The organism is Afipia birgiae 34632, from assembly GCF_000308295.2.
Taxonomy (GTDB): domain Bacteria; phylum Pseudomonadota; class Alphaproteobacteria; order Rhizobiales; family Xanthobacteraceae; genus Afipia; species Afipia birgiae.
In genome coordinates this window covers 611,169-631,594 of the sequence record NZ_HG326652.1, presented here as the reverse complement: position 1 = coordinate 631,594, position 20,426 = coordinate 611,169, and the positions used below count along the sequence as shown (strand labels likewise).

General features: G+C 61.8%; 19 protein-coding genes and 1 pseudogene. 4 read left to right on the top strand and 16 right to left on the bottom strand.

Going from position 1 to position 20,426, the window contains the following annotated elements; all coding sequences use genetic code 11:
- Positions 1 to 13 precede the first annotated feature (13 nt).
- The 5 genes from BN32_RS02980 to BN32_RS02960 all read right to left on the bottom strand — a co-directional run bounded on the left by BN32_RS02980 (position 14) and on the right by BN32_RS02960 (position 5,479).
- Positions 14 to 1,267: an RluA family pseudouridine synthase gene (locus tag BN32_RS02980; protein ID WP_019196617.1), complete on the bottom strand. Its 1,254-nt coding sequence runs from the start codon at positions 1,265 to 1,267 to the stop codon at positions 14 to 16.
- Positions 1,264 to 2,097, bottom strand: coding sequence for an arylamine N-acetyltransferase family protein (locus BN32_RS02975; RefSeq protein WP_019196616.1), 834 nt, complete (start codon positions 2,095 to 2,097; stop codon positions 1,264 to 1,266). The genes BN32_RS02980 and BN32_RS02975 overlap by 4 nt, the downstream gene beginning before the upstream one ends.
- The gene (locus tag BN32_RS02970; protein ID WP_040425394.1) at positions 2,094 to 3,425 is read right to left on the bottom strand and encodes a replication-associated recombination protein A; all 1,332 of its coding nucleotides are present in this window, start codon (positions 3,423 to 3,425) and stop codon (positions 2,094 to 2,096) included. Before BN32_RS02970 ends, BN32_RS02975 begins: the two co-directional genes overlap by 4 nt.
- Positions 3,426 to 3,612: 187 nt before the next feature.
- Complete coding sequence (locus tag BN32_RS02965) at positions 3,613 to 5,007, bottom strand: DegQ family serine endoprotease (RefSeq protein WP_019196614.1); 1,395 nt, start codon at positions 5,005 to 5,007, stop codon at positions 3,613 to 3,615.
- 64 nt (positions 5,008 to 5,071) lie between these two features.
- Positions 5,072 to 5,479: a winged helix-turn-helix transcriptional regulator gene (locus BN32_RS02960; RefSeq protein ID WP_019196613.1), complete on the bottom strand. Its 408-nt coding sequence runs from the start codon at positions 5,477 to 5,479 to the stop codon at positions 5,072 to 5,074.
- Between the two features lie 108 nt (positions 5,480 to 5,587).
- Between BN32_RS02960 and BN32_RS02955 the strand changes: the two genes are divergently transcribed.
- The gene (locus BN32_RS02955; protein WP_019196612.1) at positions 5,588 to 6,601 is read left to right on the top strand and encodes a zinc-binding alcohol dehydrogenase family protein; all 1,014 of its coding nucleotides are present in this window, start codon (positions 5,588 to 5,590) and stop codon (positions 6,599 to 6,601) included.
- A 343-nt stretch (positions 6,602 to 6,944) separates the two neighbouring features.
- Here the strand turns inward: BN32_RS02955 and BN32_RS02950 are convergent, their stop codons facing one another.
- A complete protein-coding gene (locus BN32_RS02950) occupies positions 6,945 to 8,414 on the bottom strand; it encodes a porin (RefSeq protein ID WP_019196611.1) in 1,470 nt (489 codons plus the stop codon).
- 317 nt (positions 8,415 to 8,731) lie between these two features.
- On the opposite strand from BN32_RS02950, the gene BN32_RS02945 reads away from it, so the two are divergent.
- Positions 8,732 to 9,286, top strand: a complete 555-nt coding sequence (locus tag BN32_RS02945; RefSeq protein WP_019196610.1) for a MarR family transcriptional regulator — start codon at positions 8,732 to 8,734, stop codon at positions 9,284 to 9,286.
- 3 nt (positions 9,287 to 9,289) lie between these two features.
- On the opposite strand, the gene BN32_RS02940 is transcribed toward BN32_RS02945, so the two are convergent.
- From BN32_RS02940 to BN32_RS02930, 3 genes are all read right to left on the bottom strand, one after another.
- Positions 9,290 to 10,444 carry an alpha/beta hydrolase family protein gene (locus BN32_RS02940; RefSeq protein WP_244438080.1) on the bottom strand — a complete coding sequence of 385 codons (1,155 nt, stop codon included), beginning with the start codon at positions 10,442 to 10,444 and terminating at the stop codon, positions 9,290 to 9,292.
- A 262-nt stretch (positions 10,445 to 10,706) separates the two neighbouring features.
- The gene (locus BN32_RS02935) at positions 10,707 to 11,501 is read right to left on the bottom strand and encodes an SDR family NAD(P)-dependent oxidoreductase (RefSeq protein WP_019196608.1); all 795 of its coding nucleotides are present in this window, start codon (positions 11,499 to 11,501) and stop codon (positions 10,707 to 10,709) included.
- Between the two features lie 182 nt (positions 11,502 to 11,683).
- Positions 11,684 to 12,331 (bottom strand): TetR family transcriptional regulator, encoded by a 648-nt coding sequence (locus BN32_RS02930; RefSeq protein WP_019196607.1) that lies wholly within the window; start codon positions 12,329 to 12,331, stop codon positions 11,684 to 11,686.
- A gap of 262 nt (positions 12,332 to 12,593) precedes the next feature.
- Here BN32_RS02930 and BN32_RS02925 point away from each other — a divergent pair, with 262 nt between their 5' ends.
- Together BN32_RS02925 and BN32_RS02920 are read left to right on the top strand one after the other, a co-directional pair.
- Positions 12,594 to 13,397 carry an SDR family NAD(P)-dependent oxidoreductase gene (locus BN32_RS02925; protein ID WP_019196606.1) on the top strand — a complete coding sequence of 268 codons (804 nt, stop codon included), beginning with the start codon at positions 12,594 to 12,596 and terminating at the stop codon, positions 13,395 to 13,397.
- Positions 13,398 to 13,486: 89 nt separating this feature from the next.
- Complete coding sequence (locus tag BN32_RS02920; RefSeq protein ID WP_019196605.1) at positions 13,487 to 14,608, top strand: DUF5938 domain-containing protein; 1,122 nt, start codon at positions 13,487 to 13,489, stop codon at positions 14,606 to 14,608.
- An 86-nt stretch (positions 14,609 to 14,694) separates the two neighbouring features.
- On the opposite strand, the pseudogene BN32_RS02915 reads toward BN32_RS02920, so the two are convergent.
- The 7 genes and pseudogenes from BN32_RS02915 to secY form a co-directional block, all read right to left on the bottom strand.
- A pseudogene (locus BN32_RS02915) lies at positions 14,695 to 15,320 on the bottom strand (ankyrin repeat domain-containing protein).
- A gap of 80 nt (positions 15,321 to 15,400) precedes the next feature.
- Complete coding sequence (gene rplQ / locus BN32_RS02910; RefSeq protein WP_019196603.1) at positions 15,401 to 15,817, bottom strand: 50S ribosomal protein L17; 417 nt, start codon at positions 15,815 to 15,817, stop codon at positions 15,401 to 15,403.
- A gap of 120 nt (positions 15,818 to 15,937) precedes the next feature.
- Entirely contained in the window at positions 15,938 to 16,969 is a 1,032-nt protein-coding gene (locus tag BN32_RS02905) for a DNA-directed RNA polymerase subunit alpha (RefSeq protein ID WP_019196601.1), read from the bottom strand.
- A gap of 105 nt (positions 16,970 to 17,074) precedes the next feature.
- Entirely contained in the window at positions 17,075 to 17,464 is a 390-nt protein-coding gene (rpsK, locus tag BN32_RS02900; RefSeq protein ID WP_002712278.1) for a 30S ribosomal protein S11, read from the bottom strand.
- A 96-nt stretch (positions 17,465 to 17,560) separates the two neighbouring features.
- Complete coding sequence (gene rpsM / locus BN32_RS02895) at positions 17,561 to 17,929, bottom strand: 30S ribosomal protein S13 (protein WP_019196599.1); 369 nt, start codon at positions 17,927 to 17,929, stop codon at positions 17,561 to 17,563.
- Between the two features lie 159 nt (positions 17,930 to 18,088).
- Positions 18,089 to 19,006, bottom strand: a complete 918-nt coding sequence (locus BN32_RS02890; protein ID WP_019196598.1) for an adenylate kinase — start codon at positions 19,004 to 19,006, stop codon at positions 18,089 to 18,091.
- Positions 19,003 to 20,334, bottom strand: a complete 1,332-nt coding sequence (secY, locus tag BN32_RS02885) for a preprotein translocase subunit SecY (RefSeq protein ID WP_019196597.1) — start codon at positions 20,332 to 20,334, stop codon at positions 19,003 to 19,005. Before secY ends, BN32_RS02890 begins: the two co-directional genes overlap by 4 nt.
- Positions 20,335 to 20,426 lie beyond the last annotated feature (92 nt).

The following is a 20,426-nucleotide window of genomic DNA, read 5'->3' as shown; positions in this document are numbered from 1 at the left end:
CACCCTTGAGTGATCACTCCTCCGGCGCGTTCTCGATCGGATCGAAGCGGTCGGCCTCGAGGCCGAGCAGGTTCCACGATTGCAGCATGTGCGGCGGCAGCGGCGCGGTGACGTCGATGAATCCGCCGCGCGGGTGCGGAATCACGATGCGCCGCGCCAAAAGATGCAGCCGCTTCTGCAGACCACCGGGAAGTTCCCAGTTTTCCTTGTTGAAGTATTTCGGATCGCCCACGATGGCGTGATCGATATGCGCCATGTGCGCGCGCAACTGATGGGTGCGTCCGGTCACCGGCTTCAGCGACACCCAGGCCAGCTTCTGCGCCGAGGCTTCCACCACCGCATAATAAGTCACTGCATGGGCCGCGCCCTCGTCACCATGCGCCGCGACGCGCATGATCGAATCTTCCTCGCTCTCGTCCTTCGCCAGATAAGTCGAGATACGCCCCTGCTTCGGCTTCGGCACACCGGCCACCAGCGCCCAGTAAATCTTGCGTGCAGAGCGATGGCGAAACGAACCGGTCAGCGCCGTGGCGGCAAACCGCGTCTTGGCGATCAGGAGACAGCCGGAGGTCTCGCGGTCGAGACGATGCACGAGGCGCGGCTTCTGGCCCTTGGCGTCGCGCATCGCCTCCAGCATCTGATCGACATGCTTGGTCATGCCGGAGCCGCCCTGCACCGCGAGGCCAGCGGGTTTGTTCAGCACCATCACGTCGGCATCCTCGAACAGGATCATCTTGCGCAGTTCGTCGAGCGTCTTGGTCGCGGCCTCGGACAAGTCACCGCCGACCTTCGGCGCGTCAAGCTTGAGCGGCGGAATGCGAACGCTCTGCCCCTCTTCAAGGCGGTCCTTGCTGTCGGCACGCTTGCCGTTGATGCGCAGCTCGCCTTTGCGGACGATGCGCTGGATGTGGGAAAACGACAGGCCGGGGAAACGATGCTCGAGAAAACGATCCACGCGCATGTTGTTCTCGTCGGCGGTGACGATCACAGTCTGCACCTTCGTCGGCAGCGGCGGCGGCGCGGGCTTCTCTTCTCTCACCGGTTCAGGATGCTGCTCGCGCATCGGCTTCGCCGAACGCGAAAACTCCGCAGCCGGACGGCGCGGCGAAAATCCGGCGGCAGGACGTTTGTCCGGTCCGCGGTCGCCGAACGACGGCTTGCCCGACCCTCGTTTGTCGGATGAGCGCTTGTCGGTGGAGCGCTTCGCTCCACGCTTGTCGCCGCGCTCCGATTTCTTGGCGAGGGGTTTTCTGTCGCGGCGGCTCATGATCGGCCCTCGGTTTGAAACAGCCCTTCAAGGGCATGATCGATTTTTGTAGCAGCAGGCAGCTTGATGCCGAACATCGTTGTCAGCGTCGAACGCAGCTCATCGACATTGGATAATGTCTGCTTCTCGACGGCGCCATCGGGATAACGGATCGACAGCTGGGTGTTGTTGAGAATCTGGCGGCGACCGTCTGTCGGACGCGCGACGACGAGGTTTCTGACAAACTCCGAGGCCGGATAGGTCGAGACCTGCCAGTTGGCCGCTTCGAAATCGACCGGATGATAGTCGACGCTGTCGAAACTGTAGACCGGCCGCCAATGCCCTCCGAGTTTCACTTCGAGATGAAGCGAGTCGCCGATCGGGATCACGCGGTAGGTCTGGTGCGGCGTCGCCTGCTCGTCCGGCGTATCAAGGCGCAGCGGCGCGGTCGGCGTCATCGCTCCGAATGCGACATCGCTCAGATACCAAAACCCGGCGACGGCCACGTTCAGCGTCATGTGACCACGCTGCGGCATCGCTTCCGGCGGCTGCATCCAGCGGACCCGCGCCATCCGCAGACGCGCATCAAATCCCAGCGCCCTGAGCACAAGGCTCAGATACTGGTTCTGCTCATGACAATAACCGCCGCGTCCATCGTGAATGATTTTGTTCTCGATGGTCGCGGGATCGATCATCACCGGCAGACCGGCGAACGAATTCAGGTTTTCAAACGTGATCGCTTTCTGATGCAGCAAGATGATGCGCGTCAGAACGTCGAGCGTCGGCGTGCGCGATCCATCGAAACCGATGCGCGCAAAGTAAGCGTCGAGGTCGACCCGAAAATCGGTCAAGCGTTGCGTTCCCTTCTCAGCTTCGCCCAGTAGTCGAGCCGCTTGCGAATCTCGCGCTCAAAGCCGCGGTCCGGCGGATCGTAGAAGGTCTGGCGTCCGAGCGCTTCCGGAAAGTAGTCCTGCCCCGAAAACGCATCCGGCGCGTCGTGGTCATATTCGTAGCCGCCGCCGTAGCCTTCGGACTTCATCAGCTTGGTCGGCGAATTGAGAATGTGCTTGGGCGGCAGCAGCGAACCGCCCTCCTTTGCCGTGCGCATCGCCGCCTTGTACGCCATGTACCCGGCGTTGGATTTCGGTGCGGTCGCGAGATAGATCACCGCCTGCGCAATCGCGAGTTCGCCCTCGGGCGAGCCGAGAAAGTCATAAGCATCCTTGGCGGCGTTGCAGATCACCAGCGCCTGCGGATCGGCCAGCCCGATGTCCTCCACCGCCATCCGTACCACGCGCCGCGCCAGGAACAGCGGGTCTTCGCCGGCATCCAGCATGCGCGCGAGATAGTAGAGTGACGCGTCCGGATCGGAACCGCGCACGGATTTATGCAGCGCCGAGATCAGGTTGTAGTGACCATCGGCGGACTTGTCGTAGATCGGCGCGCGGCGCTGCAGGATTTCCTGCAACTGCGCGGCATTGAAGACTTCCTCGGCGCGCGCGGCACGCCAGACTTCTTCCGCCAGCGTCAGCGCGGCGCGTCCGTCGCCGTCCGCCATCCGCACCAGCACGGCGCGGGCTTCCGCGTCGAGCGGCAGCTTCCTGCCTTCGACCTCTTCTGCACGCGCATAAAGCTTTTCGACCGCCTCCGCGTCGAGCGACTGGAACACCAGCACCCGCGCACGCGACAGAAGCGCCGCGTTGAGTTCAAACGATGGATTCTCGGTGGTGGCGCCGACCAGCACCACCGTGCCGTCTTCCATCACCGGCAAAAACGAATCCTGCTGTGCGCGGTTGAAGCGATGCACCTCGTCCACAAACAGCAGCGTGCCCTTGCCCATCTCACGGCGGGCCCGCGCGGCATCGAACACCTTCTTCAGGTCGGCGACGCCGGAGAACACCGCAGAGATCTGCTCGAATTCAAGTTCGGTGGCATCCGCCAGCAGCCGCGCCACCGTGGTCTTGCCGGTGCCGGGCGGCCCCCAGAACACCAGCGAGCCGAGCGTGCGCGTTTCCAGCATGCGCGTCAGCGCGCCGTCCGGACCGAGGATGTGATCCTGCCCGACCACATCGGCAAGCGTCCGCGGCCGCAGCTTGTCCGGCAGCGGGCGCGGCGCATCCTGCTCCATGCCGGCGGCGGCGAAGAGATTCGCGGAGGGCTGTGGTCGCTTCGGGCTCATGACTGAGTCTTCCCCCTCTCCCCGTGTACGGGGAGAAGGTTGGGGTGAGGGGCAACTATTGTCGAAAGGCAATCGGCATGGTCGAGAAACTGCAAGAGCCCCTCACCCGGAGCCTTCGCTCCGCTCAGTCTCCGACCTCTCCCCGCCAGCGGGGAGAGGTAAGAAAAAGATGAGCGAACGGACCTCTTCATCCCCCCAGCACAACCGACAATTGCTGGCCGCCACGGACCACCGTGATGCGCCAGAGCCGCGAGCCTTCAGTTGCGAGCCTGTCGAGGTCCTTGGTCCGTTCGATCTTCTGACCATTCACGGCAACGATGACGTCGCCTTTCTTGAAACCGACGTTCGCCGCGATCGCATTGTCGGGCAAGTCGGTGACGACGATGCCTTCGATGCTGCTGTCGAGTTTCAGCTCATCCGCCAGCGCCGGCGAGATGTTGGCGACCTTCGCACCCTGGAACGGCGAACGCGCCTTGATCACGATCTCATCGCGGCCGGTATCCGGTGCGGTTTCCAGCGCAACCGCGAGCTTGAGCGGCTTGCCGCCGCGCAGAACTTCGACCTGCGCTGTGCCGCCAAGGGGACGCGTTGCGAAGCGATAGTCGAACGCATTCGGATCATCGACGACCTGGCCGTCGATCGACACGATCAGATCGGACAGTTTCAGGCCCGCCTTCGCCGACGGACTTCCCGCGGTGACATTGGCCACCAGCGCGCCGGTCGGCCGCTTCAATCCGAGCGTTTCGGCGATCTCGGGCGTCACCGCCTGCAGGCGCGCGCCGAGCCATGGACGCTTCACCGCACTGCCGCCGCCCTTGGCCGAGGCAACGACCACGCGCACCATGTTGGCCGGAATCGCAAAGCCGATGCCCTGCGAACCACCGGAGCGCGAGAAGATCGCTGTGTTCACGCCGACGAGCTTGCCGGCCATATCCACCAGCGCGCCGCCGGAGTTACCGGGATTGATCGCCGCGTCGGTCTGGATGAAGAACTGATAGTCGGTGATGCCGACCTGCGTGCGCGCCAGCGCCGAGATGATGCCGTGGGTCACGGTCTGTCCGACGCCGAACGGATTGCCGATGGCAATCACGACGTCGCCGACCAGCGCGTCGTCGGAATTGGAGAACTCCAGCGTCGAGAACTTCTCCTTTACGTCCTTCAGGCGCAGGATAGCGAGATCGGTGCGGCTGTCCTTCAGCACGATCTCGGCCTCGAACTCGCGCTTGTCGGACAGCGAGACCTTTACCTGATCCGCGCCTTCGATGACGTGGTTGTTGGTGACCACGAGACCCGACGCATCGACCATCACGCCGGAACCGAGCGAACGCTGCATCTGCTCGGGCTGGTTGCCCGGAACGCCGAAGAAGCGGCGGAACACCGGATCGTCCAGCAGCGGATTACGGTTCTGCACCATCTTGGCCGCGTAGACGTTCACCACCGCCGGCTGCACGCGCTGAACGATCGGCGCGTACGACAGACGAAGCTGCGTCTGAGATTGCGGAACATGACGATCCTGCGCAACGGCAGGCGCTACGACAAGCGAAGAAACAAGGAGCGCAATGAGCGCGCGGACGACGATCATGAAAAACAATCCTGAACCTGATGCCAAAGATAAAATCGCGCCAATATGGCGAAAGAACTCACGATTACGCGGGTTGCGGCTGCCTCGACGGACGCGGCGCGGCGCCTGATGGCGCGTTGCCTTTCCTGCCTGCCGATGCGGCGTCAATCCGGGCGCGATTCTCATCACCCCACTGCTTGAGCGCATCGATCACCGGCCGCAGCCGTTGTCCCGTCTCGGACAGTTCGTAATCCACCCGCGGCGGAACCTCGGCATACACCTTGCGGATGATCAGGTCATCCTCCTCGAGCGCGCGAAGCTGTTTCGTCAGCATCCGCTGGGTAACATTCGGGAGGCGTTTGCGCAGTTCACCGAAGCGCAGCCGCCCCTCCTGCAGATGATAGAGGATGACCCCCTTCCACTTGCCGTCGATCAGATCGAGCGTGACCTCCACCGAACAGCCCGGAGCGCAGCCGAAATCCTGTCGTTTCATTGCAGTTTTCCATTAGTATCCGAACGGTGACTATATCCCCAAATTGACAGTACTTGCAAATATGCAGCAGGCGGGACACACCACCACGTCACAGATGGAGCAAGATCAATGAAAGCCGTAGGCTACAGAAAATCGCTGCCGATCGATGCGCCGGATGCGCTGATCGATTTCGAAACCGACAAGCCGGAGCCGCGCGGGCGCGACATCCGTGTCGCGGTCAAGGCGATTTCCGCCAATCCGGTGGATTACAAGGTGCGCAAGCGCGCCGAACCGCCGGCCGGCGAAACCAAGATTCTCGGCTTCGATGCGGCAGGTATAGTCGATGCCGTCGGACCCGACGTATCGCTGTTCAAGCCGGGCGATGAGGTCTGGTACGCCGGCTCGATCCAGCGCCAGGGCACCAACTCGGAATTTCATCTGGTGGACGAGCGGATCGTCGGCCACAAGCCGAAGACGCTGTCCTTCGCGCAATCAGCCGCCCTGCCCCTGACGTCGATCACTGCATGGGAGTTGCTGTTCGACCGCCTCGGCGTCGCGCCGGGCAAGAGCGTCGATCCGCGCACGCTGCTGATCGTCGGCGGCGCCGGCGGTGTCGGCTCGATCCTGATCCAGTTGGCGCGCCGGCTCACCGGCCTCACCGTGATCGCCACGGCGTCGCGTCCCGAGTCCCGCAAATGGTGCCTCGATCTCGGCGCGCATCATGTGGTCGATCATTCCAAGCCGATGAAGGATCAGATCGCCGCGCTGAAAGTCCCGCCGGTGGCGCTGATCGCGGCCCTCACCAACACCGATCAGCACTTCCCGGCACTCGCGGACATCATTGCACCGCAGGGGAAGCTCGGACTGATTGACGATCCCGCCTCGCTCAACGTCAATCTGTTGAAGGGCAAAGCTGCATCGCTGCACTGGGAATCGATGTTCACGCGCTCGTCGTGCCAGACCGACGACATGATTGCGCAGCACAACCTGCTCGACGACGTCGCCAGCCTGATCGACAACGGCGTTCTGCGCACCACGCTCGACAAGGTGCTCGGCAAGATCAACGCAACGAATCTCAAGCAGGCGCACACGTTGCTGGAAGGTGGACGCTCCACCGGCAAGCTGGTGCTGGAAGGCTGGTAGAGCGATCGGCGGCTGCCGTTCTCCCAAAATAAAAACCTCCGGCAGGGCATTGCCGGAGGTCGGGAGATTTTTGAGAAAAACTGGTGTGATATCCGCAATCGGAAAGGCGGTGAGCGCCGCCACGCTATAGCCGGACCATGCCTTTATTACCTTATTTAGTCAAACAATCCGCGCCTGTGTGTCCCCTCACAATTGCGTGTGCGATGCGGTATCCGGTTGTTCGATATCGCTGATCGCACCCCGCTGTTCAGCATGATCCTTTCAGAAGTGAATGAGGCCGAAGAAAAACCCCGGCAGTTTCCTGCCGGGGTTCTTTGTTCAGATGGCGATCGCCGTCAGGCGATTACCAGGTGCGGCGGACGCGGAGCTGTCCGGAGAACATTCCCTGGTCCTTGAACTCGTAAGCGCCGGCCGGCTTGTTGAGACCGGCGTTGCCCGCTGCAGTGGCGGTGACTCCGCCTGTGCTGCTCTGATCGATCACGGCGTACATCAGTTCACCCGAGAGCGTCAGGTTCGGAACAGGGGTCCACGCGGTGCGCGAACCGATCTGCCAGATCTTGAAGTCTGGATTGAACGTGCTGCCAGCTACGAGCGCAGGCGCATAGCCAGTACGCAGGATCGCCGATGCCGTGTCATTGTAGTCGACGTTGACGTAGCTGCCGAACACGCTGGTCTGCCACTGCTTCGACCAGTTATGCTCGTAGCCACCCTGAACCGCCCAAACCTTGGTCTTCTGGATCGAGCCACCGGTGGTGTAGACACCGTCGAGCAGCGAGGCCACAGCGAATGTCTGGTAGAACGCCGGGCCGGAGGTACCCGTGTTGTTGAACGCGTCGAAGCTGTTGCCGGTGGTACCATTGATCACATACTTCGAAGCGCCGTCGGTGTAGATCGCGCTGATCGACAGCTTGTCGCCCGGGCCCGTCGGCAGGTTCTTCAACTGGATACCGCCTTGGATCGCGAAGCCCCATTCATCGCTCGGATGACCGGTCGGTTCGGTCGCCCCATAGTAGCCGGCGTGGAGGTTGTGAACGCCACCCGACAACTGGGCAGTGAAGGCCGCCTGGTCGAGGCGAATGTTACCCGTGAAATCAGGCGAAACCTGACCACCGGAAGCGTTGGCAAAAGCGCCCGTGAAAAGCGCGGCATTGCCCGGAACAACCGCGCCGTTGTACATCGGAGCTCGGTTGATGACGCGGTTGTCTTCCACCGCAACCGAAGCCGACAGGCCATTGCCGAACTGCCAGGTGTAGGCAATCTGAGTGATGCCGGTGGAGTTGTCGTAGCCGCCGATCAGGTTGGAGGTGTTGAGGCCGACTGGATTCGCGCCCCAAGGCGTCTGGAACACCGAAACCGCCTTACCGAAGGTGAAGCCGGCGAACTGGACGAAGCCGAGGTCCATGGTGAGGGCGCCGGACGACGGACCGTCGCCGGAGGTGTGCTGGAAGTTGCTCGACCAGTAGGTGCGAACAACACCATACTCGGATGCAGTGCGGGTATCGACGTTGAACTGAACGCGCGTGCGCGTCACGAAGTAGTCCGAGTTACGGTTCTGCAGGCCGGTGTTGGCAATGTTGTTCCATGCGGGCTGGCCGTTTGCGCTGCCGTTGATGGCCGCGTCGAACTGCACGTAGCCGCCCAGCTTGATGCAGGTATCGGTGCCAGGGATGTAGTAGAAGCCGGCTCCATACAGGGAGCAGATCTTCACGTACTGGACCGCTTTCGCCTTGACGGGAAGATCAGCCGCCTGTGCGCCCGTGATCGCGGCCAACGCGGCCGCCGAACCCAGGATAAGGCTCTTAATCTTGCTCATAAAACCTCCAAAATTGATCAATTGAGGAAAGGTCCGCTTCCCGTGGCGCTAGCCACCCCACAGCCCCTTGATCCCCGCTTACCGCCGGTTGCCTTCCGGACGAGACCACCAGCGAGTCACCCGACGTCTCCGGTTGACGGAGGAACAATGACCGCAAGCATCAGTTGATTACAATAATTGATTTACTCATGCTTTTATTTGACCACGATCATGTGCTTTCCCCGCAACATCATGTCAGCGGGATGACAGGCCCGGCGATTGCAAAGCGTTCGAGGCCGGCATATTTTCCTGCATTCCCTCGCCAAGGTAGAAAATAAATGGTCGGCAGACTCTCTACCAAGAAAATTTCATCTCAACGTCATCTTGCGAGCCCGCGCAGCACGGCGCGCGACACTCATCCCATGGGACCCGATGATGCGCTGGTCCGGAAGTTCATTTGGGATGTTATTTCAATCAACACGCATCTCGAAGAAATCCGTTCCAACTGGGCGCGAATGCTGGACATCACCTGTCCGCAGTGGCTGATCCTGATGGCGGTCAACGATCTTGATGAAGGCAAGGGCATCTCGGTCAGAGAGGTCTCGACAAAACTTCACGTCGACCCCTCGTTCGTGACGACCCAGACGAAGAGCCTCGAGAAGCACGGCTTCATGCGCCGGGTTGCATCCAAGGAAGACGCGCGCGTCGTGCTGATGTCGCTGACCGACAAGGCTCACAAGCAGATCGCGAATCTGTATTCGCAACAGGTGGTCGCCGACAATCTCGTGTTCTCGGATTTCTCGACGCAGACGTTCCTCGATCTCACCGACAAGCTTTCGACGCTCAAGGAGCGGCTGGCAAAAGCCGCGCGAATGATCGCCGTAGACAGCTGACCGTCAGGCGTCCGCAGGCACACGCGCCCTTGCCAGGCGCGTCGCTATCCAGTCGAAGACAAATTCGTTGCCGATGGTCGGATTGTCGGACTGGCCATGCGCTGCGGCTGTCTCAGTGGCAGCGAACACCTTCAGCGTTACATCCGCGCCCTCGTCCTTCAACGCCTCGCACAAAGCATCGGCATGGCGAATGTCGAGCCAGTCGTGCTCGCCAAAGGTCATCAGGATCGGACACTTGATGCTGGTGACGCCACCATGACGCTTGAGCCTGCGAATCTCGTCGCCGATGGTGTCCTGGCCGCCGTCACCGGGCATCCACAACGTCGCGGTCACGCGCTGGTGCATGTCCCAGATGCCCGCGTCACACACCGCCGCGGCGAACCTGTCGTCGAGACCCGCCGCGCGTGAGGCATAGGCTGCACCCAACCCGCCGCCGAAAATAGCAATCCGCCGCTCGTCGATATCGCCGCGCGCAATCAGATAGTCCACGCAGCAGCTGATTGCCGTTTCGACCTCGTATCGCACCATCCCCTTGATCCTGGGCGCGCTGCCCTGCCCCGGCAAATCGGCCAGCAGCAGCGACAGACCGCGCGAATGAGCCTGCCGCAACAGCGTATGCAGATGCTCGTCCTTGAGGTGATCCGATCCGCCGACACAGACAACAACCGGCGCTCGCGATTCCGCCCCGGGCGCCCGCAGGAAGTAGGCTTCGACGAAGCCGCCCTCGAAGCAGGGAATGCGAACCAGTTCCCCGCCCGACGGCTGATGCGCAACCACAAGATACGAGCAGGCCCGCATCCGCTCGAGCGCATCGGCGCGGCGATGATCGTCAAGCTTCAGAAAGATTTCCGATGTCCGGTAATAGTTGGAGGCCCGCAGCCAGTTGCTCAGCGCCGAATGAACATTGCCCGCTTCAAGCGCAAGATCGCCGCGCGTTTTGTTGCTGTCGGCGATGCTCTTCCACGCGCGATACCAGCTCTCATCGTCGCCGGCCGCGATATGGCTCGCTGTCAGGAAGCACTCTGAAATCGTGCTGCCGCCCTCCTGTGCCGAGCCCAGCACGCGCATGAACTGAAGGCTGTAATCCTCGTTGTCGGGCCACTGCATCCAGCCGCCCGGCTCAAAGCGCGGCGAGAGGTCGGCGGGTTTGTCGTTCAAAAGAGCAGTCCACACGATGAATTCAGCCAATCACTGGAAGGCGCCGTCATATCCACTTGATTTAAAACGGAAGTTGTCGCGGACAAGACGGCGGGGAATGATGCATTGCAGCCATGAGCATGGCGGTACAAATGCGACAGGGGCATTACAGGCGTGTGACAGCGCACCCCTTCGCCCGGTTTTCGCGTGCGACACGACGTCTCGGCGCTCGCCCGGAGAAAATTCTTTCGGACGAACGCGCAGAACCGGACTCTTTTTCTACTTACGCGATCGTCTGGATGATGCCGCCCTCAGCCCGCAGCGCTGCGCCATTGGTGACGGAGGCCTCACGCGAGCTGACATAGACCACCATGTTGGCGATCTCATCGACGGTGGCGAAACGCTGAATCAGCGAGGTGCCGCGATGCTGCTTGACGAACTGGGAGGCCGCATCATCCACCGACTGGCCACTCTGCTTCGCCAGATCCTTCACGAAGGTCTCGACGCCTTCCGACATGGTCGGCCCGGGCAGCACCGCATTGACTGTCACGTTGCTGCCCTTGGTGAGTTCGGCGAGCCCGCGCGAAACGCCGAGCTGCGCCGTCTTGGTGACGCCGTAGTGGATCATTTCCCTCGGAATATTGAGCCCGGATTCCGACGAGATGAAAACGATGCGGCCCCAGTTGCGCTTGAGCATTCCCGGCATGTAGGCGCGCGACAGCCGCACGCCGGACATCACGTTCACTTCGAAGAATCGGGTCCAGTCCGCGTCGGAAATCTCGAAAAAGTCCTTCGGCTCGAAGATTCCGGCGTTGTTGATCAGAATGTCGGCGTCCGGCACGGCAGCCGCCAGCGCGGCGCATCCCTCGGCGGTTGAGACGTCTGCGCCGATGCCGCGCGCCTTGGCTCCCGGCACCGTCTTGAGGATGGCCGCTGCAGCGGCATCGGCCTTTTCCTGCGTGCGGCCGTTGACCACGACGCTTGCCCCTGCCCCTGCAAGACCTCGGGCGATAGCCAGCCCGATGCCCCCGGTCGATCCTGTGATGACAGCGGTCGTTCCTGAAAGATCAATTTTCATGCGATGCTCCTTATCCGGCCCACTCGATATCGGGGCATGGCGCCGGGAAACAACCGCACACACGGCAACTTGACGTGCTCACGTGAAGCACCACGCGCGTTGCATGCCAAAGCCGCTCGCACTGTCGCGCAGATTCGGATGCAGGAAGGTTTGTCGATTCAGAGAGGCTTGCGCCGGATCAACTAGCCGATCGCGGGCAACAGCCGGCGGATCTCGGCCTGAAGTTCAGGAATCGCCTGCGCGTCGCCTGACAGATGGCGCAGCAAGCACTTCTGGAACAGCCCATCGAACAGCGCATAAAGCGCTTCGGGCGAAATGGCCGGAGTCTTGCGGCCGAGTTCGGCAAAACGCGACACCACACGCCACATCATGTCTTCGAGGCTCTTGTCGATCGCCGTCACGTCATCCCGAAATGCATCCTCGAACAAGGCCTGAGCGCGGAGATCGTACCAGAGCCGATGCATGTGCGCCTCGGTCCGGATGGTCTCGCCGAGCTTGTCGAGAAAGCCATCCAGCAATTCGCTCCTGCTCTTGGCCGTCGCGGTGATCTGATCGTAACGGGTGACGCACTTGGCCTTGTAGTGCCGCACGCTGCAGCAGATCAGATCGAACTTGTCGCTGAAGTAGTAGTGCAGCACGCCGTGGGTGAAATCGGATTTCTGCGCGATTTCCCGCAGGCTGGTGCGCGCGTAACCGAGTTCAGCGAGGGTCGCGAGCGCGGCCTCCGCGAGTTCGATACGCCGGGCATTGAACTTGTCCACGGGAACGCGTCCACCGCGTCGCGCCGCGGCTTCCGTCCCCGCTCCGATCTCAGCCAAACGCATCGCCATTCCGAACGTCTTCACCTCTGCGAGTCACCGGCCTCCGATTATGCATCGGCGGACGGGAAAATCTCCAGACCACCCAAAACGAATACTTGACAAGCGTCAAGAATATATTTGACGATTGTCCAAATAAAATTGGCCACTCGTCAAGACATTCAACTCGGCTGCGGAAGACCCTCTGGGACTTCACTGTCCCCAGAATTGGCCTCTCCCCACAGCAACGCTGATGTCGCGAACGACCGGCCGTTAACGAGGGAGGAAGAAGTCAATGAGCGGAAAGAGTTTGGCTGGCCGCAAGGCGCTTGTGACCGGAGGAGCGCGCGGCATCGGAGAAGCGATCGCGACAGCGCTCGCGAATGCCGGCGCATCGGTGATGATTACCGACGTGCTGACGGACCTCGGAAAAGAGACAGCGGCAAAGATCGCCAAAACGGGGGTGAAGACCGGCTTTCATGCGCTCGACGTCACCGACGACGGGCAATGGGAAAAGGCCGTCGCCGCAACGGTCGCACAGCTCGGCGGCTATGACATCCTGATCAACAATGCTGGAATTGAAATCACATCGCTGCTCGTCGATGTGAAGGCCGAGGACATGCGGAAGATGTGCGACGTGAACATCGTCGGCACCGGCCTTGGCATCAAGCACGCGTTTCGCGCCATGCGTCCCGGCGGGGCGGCGGGCGGCGGCGGCGCCATCGTCAACATTTCGTCGGTCGCGGCCACGATCGCCTACCCTGCGATCGCCGGCTACTCGGCAACAAAGTCCGCCGTCGACCGGATGACCCGCGTGGGCGCGATGGAAGCGGGAAAGCTCGGCTACGGCGTGCGCGTGAACTGCCTCTATCCGGGCCTCGCGCCGACCGAGATGGGCATGAAGCTCGCAACCGATATCGCCGCGCTCGGTCTTGCCGCCGACGTCAACGCCGCGGTCGCATCGGTCATCGATCAGACGCCTCTCGGCCGCCTCGCGGAGATCACCGACATCGCAGATGCCGCAGTGTTTCTCTGCACCGACCAGGCCCGGTTCATCACCGGCATCGGCCTGCCTGTCGATGGCGGCATGGGCACCTGAGCGTAAGCGCCATCGCTGATCCACGCACAAGAACGCGACGATCAACGTCATCGTCGCGCAACAATCACACAACAGGGAGGACCATTATCATGAGCGACAAGCGACCCGTCGTCGTCTACGGCGTATCCGGCTACACCGGACGCCTCGTCTGCGAATACCTGCGTGAGTACAATGTCCCGTTCATCGCGGCCGGCCGCGACAAGGCCAAGGTTCAGGCCGTGGTCGACAAAATTCCGGGCATCGAGACCGCCGACTACGAAGTCGTCGGCGTCGAGCACACCGTCGAGGCGCTGACCAAGCTGTTCAAGGGCGCGCGCTTTGTCAGCAACATGGTCGGTCCGTTCATCAAATACGGCAGCGAGGTCGTGGAAGCCTGCCTCGCCGCAGGTTGCCACTACAGCGACACGACCGGCGAACAGGACTGGGTGCTGCATGCGCAGAAGACCTGGGGCGATGCCTTCGCCAAGAAGAACCTGCTGCTCGCACCCAATATCGCGCAGATGTACACAACCGGAGAGATCGCGGCGAATATCTGCCTCGAAACCCCCGGCCTCGACACGCTCGACATTCTGGTGTTCTGGAAAGGCTTTCCGACCTACGCCTCGACGCAGACGATCTTCACCATTCTCAAGGCCAACTGGTACTATCTCGAGCAGAACAAGTTCGTCGAATGGGACGTTACGGCCCGCGCTGACGTTGTCGTTCCCGGCCAGCATGAGACGGCGATTGCCGTGCCCTGGGGCGGCACTGCGCATCCGGTCTGGTTCAAGAACGATCCACGTGTGCAAAGCTGCCGCGTGCTCGGCGGCGTTCTCGCCCGCCCGGTGATGGAAGGCGTGGTTCAGACCACGCAGATGGTCAAGGAGAAGATCAAGCCGCTGCCGCCCGATCAGCAGGAAGCAGCGCTGGCTGAAATCGCAGCGACCGTACAGGCGGCTATGCCGCCGCGCGAGAATCCGCGCGTCAACACATCGATCGACTCGGTCTACGCGTCAGGCCCGCTGGGGCGCGCCCATTGCGTCATTCACGGCAACTGCAACTACAAGCAGACCGGGATGCTGCAGGCCTACGCGGCCTACTCGCTGCTGCAGACCCCGCCCCGCAAGGTCGGCTTCGCGTCGGGATGCCAAGCGTTCGGCCATCGCGAACTGCTGGGCCAGTTGCGCAGCTTCGGGCTGGTGATGAATCCGATCGTCACGGTGCACGCCTGATCGGCTCAATCTCCCAAACAAAAGGCGGCGCTGCCTAGCTGCGCCGCCTTCACTCTATCGAGAATGCGATCACCGCGTCGACGCAGTTACCTGCCGCCGGCCCGCTCCAGAATCGTCGCCATTTCGGAGTAGCCGCGGCGGCGGGCGTGAACGAGCGGAGTGACGCCGTCGCGATCCGCGATGTTGACGTTCGCGCCCGCATCCACCAACAGCTTCACGATCTCGGTGTGGACCTTGCCGCCATCGCTGAGGACACGGCCTCGATCAGCGCGGTCCAGCCGAGCCGGTTGACATGATCGATCTTGATTCCAGTGCCGAGCAGGATCTTCACCGTCTCCGGATGCCCGTGATGCGCGGCGGGAATCAGCGCCGTACCGCCGTAGCGGTTGGTGCTGGCGAGATCTGCGCCAGCCTGAAGCGTCATTTTCAGGATCTCGTTGCGGCCTTCCGCGCCGGCATAGAGAAACGGTGTGTCGGAGATCGAATCCTTCGCGTTGACGTCGGCGCCCGCCGCGATCAGAAGCCGCGCCACCTCGACGTGATTGCCGTGAGTTGCAAGCAGCAGGGGCGTGCGGCCGTCGCGATCGCGCGCCTCGACCTTCGCCCCCGACGACAACAACGCCGTCACCTGCGCGGCATCGCCGCGCGCCGCGGCGTTCAGAATCTCCGAACTGGTATCGGCGACGGACACAGCAATGCTCCCTCCGGTCATGACTGCAACGATGCAACCGATCAAAACAAAACGGGCGGCGCAATGCGCCGCCCGTGAAATTCTTGCAGCCAGTTGAGAGATCACGCCGCTTCCGACGACGTCTCCTGCACCGGGCCCGAATCCTGGCCCTTGGCATCGACGTCGCGGTCGACGAACTCGATCACTGCCATCGGCGCGTTGTCGCCGTAGCGGAAACCGGCCTTGATGATGCGGGTGTAGCCGCCCTGACGATCCTTGTAACGAGGCGCCAGAACGTCGAACAGCTTCTTGACCTGATCGCGGTCGCGCATCTCGCCGATCGCCTGACGGCGCAACGCGAGACCGCCCTTCTTGCCGAGCGTCACCAGCTTCTCGACGATCGGGCGAAGCTCCTTCGCCTTCGGCAAGGTGGTGACGATCTGCTCGTGCTTGATCAGAGCAGCACACATGTTTGCGAACATCGCCTTGCGGTGTTCCGCAGTGCGGTTGAGTTTCCGATGAACCTTGCCGTGACGCATAATCTATTCCTCAATGATGACTTGCCGCGACGGTTCGTCGGACATGCTGCTCAGGTGGGCTGCCTGCGTTCGCCCGCGCGTGAAGGCCGGAAGTGATCCGGCCATCACATCGATTTCTGCTTAGTAGTGATCCTCGAAGCGCTTGGCCAGCTCGTCGATGTTCTCCGGCGGCCAACCGGGCACTTCCATGCCGAGGTGCAGACCCATCTGGGCGAGCACTTCCTTGATTTCGTTCAGCGACTTGCGGCCGAAGTTCGGGGTGCGAAGCATTTCCGCTTCCGACTTCTGCACGAGGTCGCCGATGTAGACGATGTTGTCGTTCTTCAGGCAGTTTGCCGAACGAACCGACAGTTCGAGTTCGTCGACCTTCTTGAGGAATGCAGGGTTGAACGCGAGATCCGGAATGATCTCGGCGGCAACCTCCTTGCGGGGCTCCTCGAAGTTCACGAACACATTGAGCTGATCCTGCAGGATGCGCGCCGAGTAAGCGAGCGCATCGTCCGGCGAGATCGCGCCGTTGGTTTCAATGGTCAGCGTCAGCTTGTCGTAGTCCAGGATCTGGCCCTCGCGGGTGTTCTCGACCTTGTAGGACACCTTGCGAACCGGCGAGAACAGGCTGTCCACCGGGATCAGGCCGATCGGCGCGTCCTCGGGACGGTTGCGCTCGGCGGCGACGTAGCCCTTGCCGGAGTTCACGGTGAACTCCATGCGGATTTCAGCGCCCTCGTCGAGGGTGCAGATCTGAAGCTCGGGGTTCAGCACGACGACATCGCCGACGGTCTGGATGTCGCCAGCGGTCACAACGCCCGGGCCCGACTTCTTCACGACCATGCGCTTCGGGCCTTCGCCCTGCATCTTGATCGAGATGTCCTTCACGTTGAGCACGATGTCGGTCACGTCCTCGCGCACACCGGCGATCGAGGAGAACTCGTGCAGCACGCCGTCAATGTGGACCGACTGCACGGCAGCGCCCTGCAGCGACGACAGCAGCACGCGGCGCAGCGCGTTGCCGAGCGTCTGGCCGAAACCACGCTCGAGAGGTTCAGCGATGACGGTTGCGAGACGGGTCGGATCCGAACCGGGCGTCACGTTGAGCTTGTTCGGACGAATGAGTTCTTGCCAATTTTTCTGGATCGTCACTTGTTCACCCATGCCATCAAAATCACTGGCGTTGGAGGTTTTGCGGCGCGGGAGCGACCCGCGTCATCGCATCTCAAAAACAACGCGGGCACATATTGCCCGCGGTAGTTCAAACAATCAGACGCGCCGGCGCTTGCGCGGACGGCAACCGTTGTGCGGGATCGTGGTCACGTCACGGATCGAGGTGACGGTGAAGCCCGCCGCCTGCAGGGCGCGCAGCGCCGATTCACGGCCCGAACCCGGACCTGCGACTTCGACTTCCAGCGTGCGCATTCCGTGTTCCTGCGCCTTCTTCGACACGTCTTCGGCAGCAACCTGCGCCGCATACGGAGTCGACTTGCGCGATCCCTTGAAGCCCATCGTTCCGGCCGACGACCAGGCAATGGTGTTGCCCTGCGCGTCGGTGATGGTGATGGTGGTGTTGTTGAACGAGGAGTTCACGTGCGCGATGCCGGATGCGATGTTCTTGCGTTCACGGCGGCGTACGCGGGTAGCATCTTTAGCCATAGTCATTTCCTTCAAGCGCGTCCGTGGTGCCAGACGCTGGGGAATTTCAGGTGATCACCGGCCATGACAGCCGGATGGGTTTGGTAGAAACGAAAATTACTTCTTCTTGCCGGCGATGGCCTTGGCAGGCCCCTTGCGCGTACGCGCGTTGGTGTGGGTCCGCTGACCGCGCACCGGAAGGCCGCGGCGATGACGCAGGCCGCGGTAGCAGCCGAGGTCCATCAGGCGCTTGATGTTCATGCCGACTTCACGGCGGAGGTCGCCCTCGACGAGGAAGTCGCGGTCGATCATTTCGCGGATCTGGAGGACTTCAGCGTCGGTCAGCTGCGACACGCGGCGATCGAGCGGAAGCTTGAGCTGCTCCATGATCGTCGCGGCGTTCTTCTGGCCAATGCCATGAATGTACTGAAGCGCGATCAGAACGCGCTTGTTGGTCGGAATGTTGACACCTGCAATACGGGCCACGGTCTTCGCTCCTGTCGCCGTCCGTCACGGACTGGCTTGTCTCGTTGGTCTCTGTGTCGGGCGGGTGTCCACAAACGCGAACACGACGCCCTCCCCATTTTCTTTCGGGGCCCGGCATCGTCTGAAACTATCCGACTGGATGCGGGCTTATTAATGTATTCAGCGGCGTTTCGTCAACCGTTTGGCGGCTTTAGCGCGCTTTTTAGTGGCCTTTTTGGCCACTTTCCGGGTCTTGGCAGCCTTGGTTCCCGAGGTCCGGCTTTTGGCCTTCGCAGCGGTCCTTTTCCCGCCCTTGCCGGCCTTCCCGGTCGGTTTCGCGGCCTTTTTGGCCTTCTTTACCTTCTTGGCGGGTGCCTTGGCCGCCTTCTTGGCGGCCTTCTTAGCCTTGGTCGCCTTCTTGGCCCCCTTCGCCGGGGACTTGCCAGAAACCTGGCCCGGCTTGGCGGTCTTCCGGGCGGATTTCTTCGCCAGCTTGGCAGCCGAATCGGCTGCTTCCAGCGCGGACAGAACCCGGTTGATCGCCCCCGTCACCTGCTCGATGGTCATCATGCCGTCGATGGTGATGAGCTTGCGCTTCTCCGAATAGTAGTGGACCAGCGGCTCGGTCTGGGCGCGGTAGTTGGCCAGGCGCTTCGACAGCACCTCCGGCGTATCGTCGATGCGAACATCTTCGCCGCGCTCGCGCATCTGCGCGACACGGGTTTCGACTCGCTCCAGCAGCGCACTCTCGTTCACGCGCAGTTCGACCACAGCGTCGAGCTTGAGGTGCTTCCGCTTGAGCAGATCGTCCAGCGCCTGCGCCTGCGGCACAGTGCGCGGAAAGCCGTCGAGGATGAAGCCCTTCTTCGCGTCCGGCTCTTCGATGCGATCGGCGATAATTCCGACCACAACCTCGTCAGGCACCAGCGCGCCGCTGGCCATAATGTCCTTCGCCTTGAGGCCGATGGGCGTTCCGGCTGCAACCGCGGCACGCAACATCTCTCCGGTGGAGAGCTGAACGATACCATGCTTGTGAACCAGTCGATGCGCCTGCGTTCCCTTGCCCGCCCCCGGCGGCCCGAGAAGAATCAACCTCATTTACGACGGCCCCTCAATTTCGATTTACGGATCAGCCCTTCATACTGGTGCGCCAGCAAGTAGCCCTGCACCTGGGCGACCGTATCCATCGTCACGCTGACGACGATCAGCAGCGACGTGCCTCCGAGATAGAACGGCACCGACGCGTAAGAGATCAGGATTTCAGGCACCAGACAGACAATCGCGAGATAGATCGCACCGACGACGGTGATACGCGACAGCACGTAGTCGATGTACTCGGCGGTCCTTTCGCCCGGGCGGATGCCTGGAATGAAGCCGCCATGCTTCTTGAGATTGTCGGCGGTCTCGGTCGGGTTGAACACGATCGCGGTGTAGAAGAACGCGAAGAACACGATCATCCCGAGATAAAGGAAAAGAAACAGCGGACGGCCGTGGCTGAGCTGCGTCGTCAGCCACTGGAACCACTCCGGTCCCTTGCCGGCGTTGAACTGCGCGATGGTGGTCGGCAGCAGCAGCAGCGACGACGCGAAGATCGGCGGAATGACGCCCGCGGTGTTCAGCTTGAGCGGCAGATGCGAGGACTGGCCCTCGAACATCTTGTTGCCGACCTGGCGCTTCGGATACTGGATCAGCAGGCGGCGCTGCGCGCGCTCGACGAACACGATCAGCGCGATGACCGCAACGGCCATGATGATGATCGCGAGAATCAGAACCGTCGACAGCGCACCCTGACGGCCGAGTTCGAGCGTGCCGGCGATGGCGGACGGCAGCTCGGCGACGATGCCAGCCATGATGATCAGCGAAATACCGTTGCCGATACCGCGCGACGTGATCTGCTCACCGAGCCACATCAGGAACATGGTGCCGCCGACCAGTGTGATCGTGGTCGACAGGCGGAAGAACAAGCCGGGTTCGGCGACGACGTTGCCCGCACCTTCAAGGCCGACGGCGATGCCGTAGGCCTGGAACATCGCGAGCACGACGGTCAGATAGCGTGTGTACTGATTAATGACCTTGCGGCCGGACTCGCCCTCCTTCTTGAGGGCTTCGAGCTGAGGCGACACCGTGGTCAGCAGCTGAAGAATGATCGATGCCGAGATGTACGGCATGATGTTCAGCGCGAAGATCGCCATGCGGTTGATACCGCCGCCAGCGAACATGTTGAACATGCCGAGAATACCGCCGGCCTGCGACTTGAAGATCTGGCTCCAGATGTTCGGATCGATGCCCGGCAGCGGTACGTAAGTGCCCAGCCGATAAACAAGCAGCGCACCCAGTGTAAACCAGATGCGCTTTTTGAGCTCGTCAGCCTTCGCGAATGCCGAGAAGTTGAGGTTTGCTGCCAGTTGTTCCGCTGCAGACGCCATCCGTGGCTCCGATCCTTCTATTCGCCATGACCGGGCTTCGCCCGGCCGTCCGCGGTTTCAAGACTTCCTACAGCTTACAGCAATATAAGAAA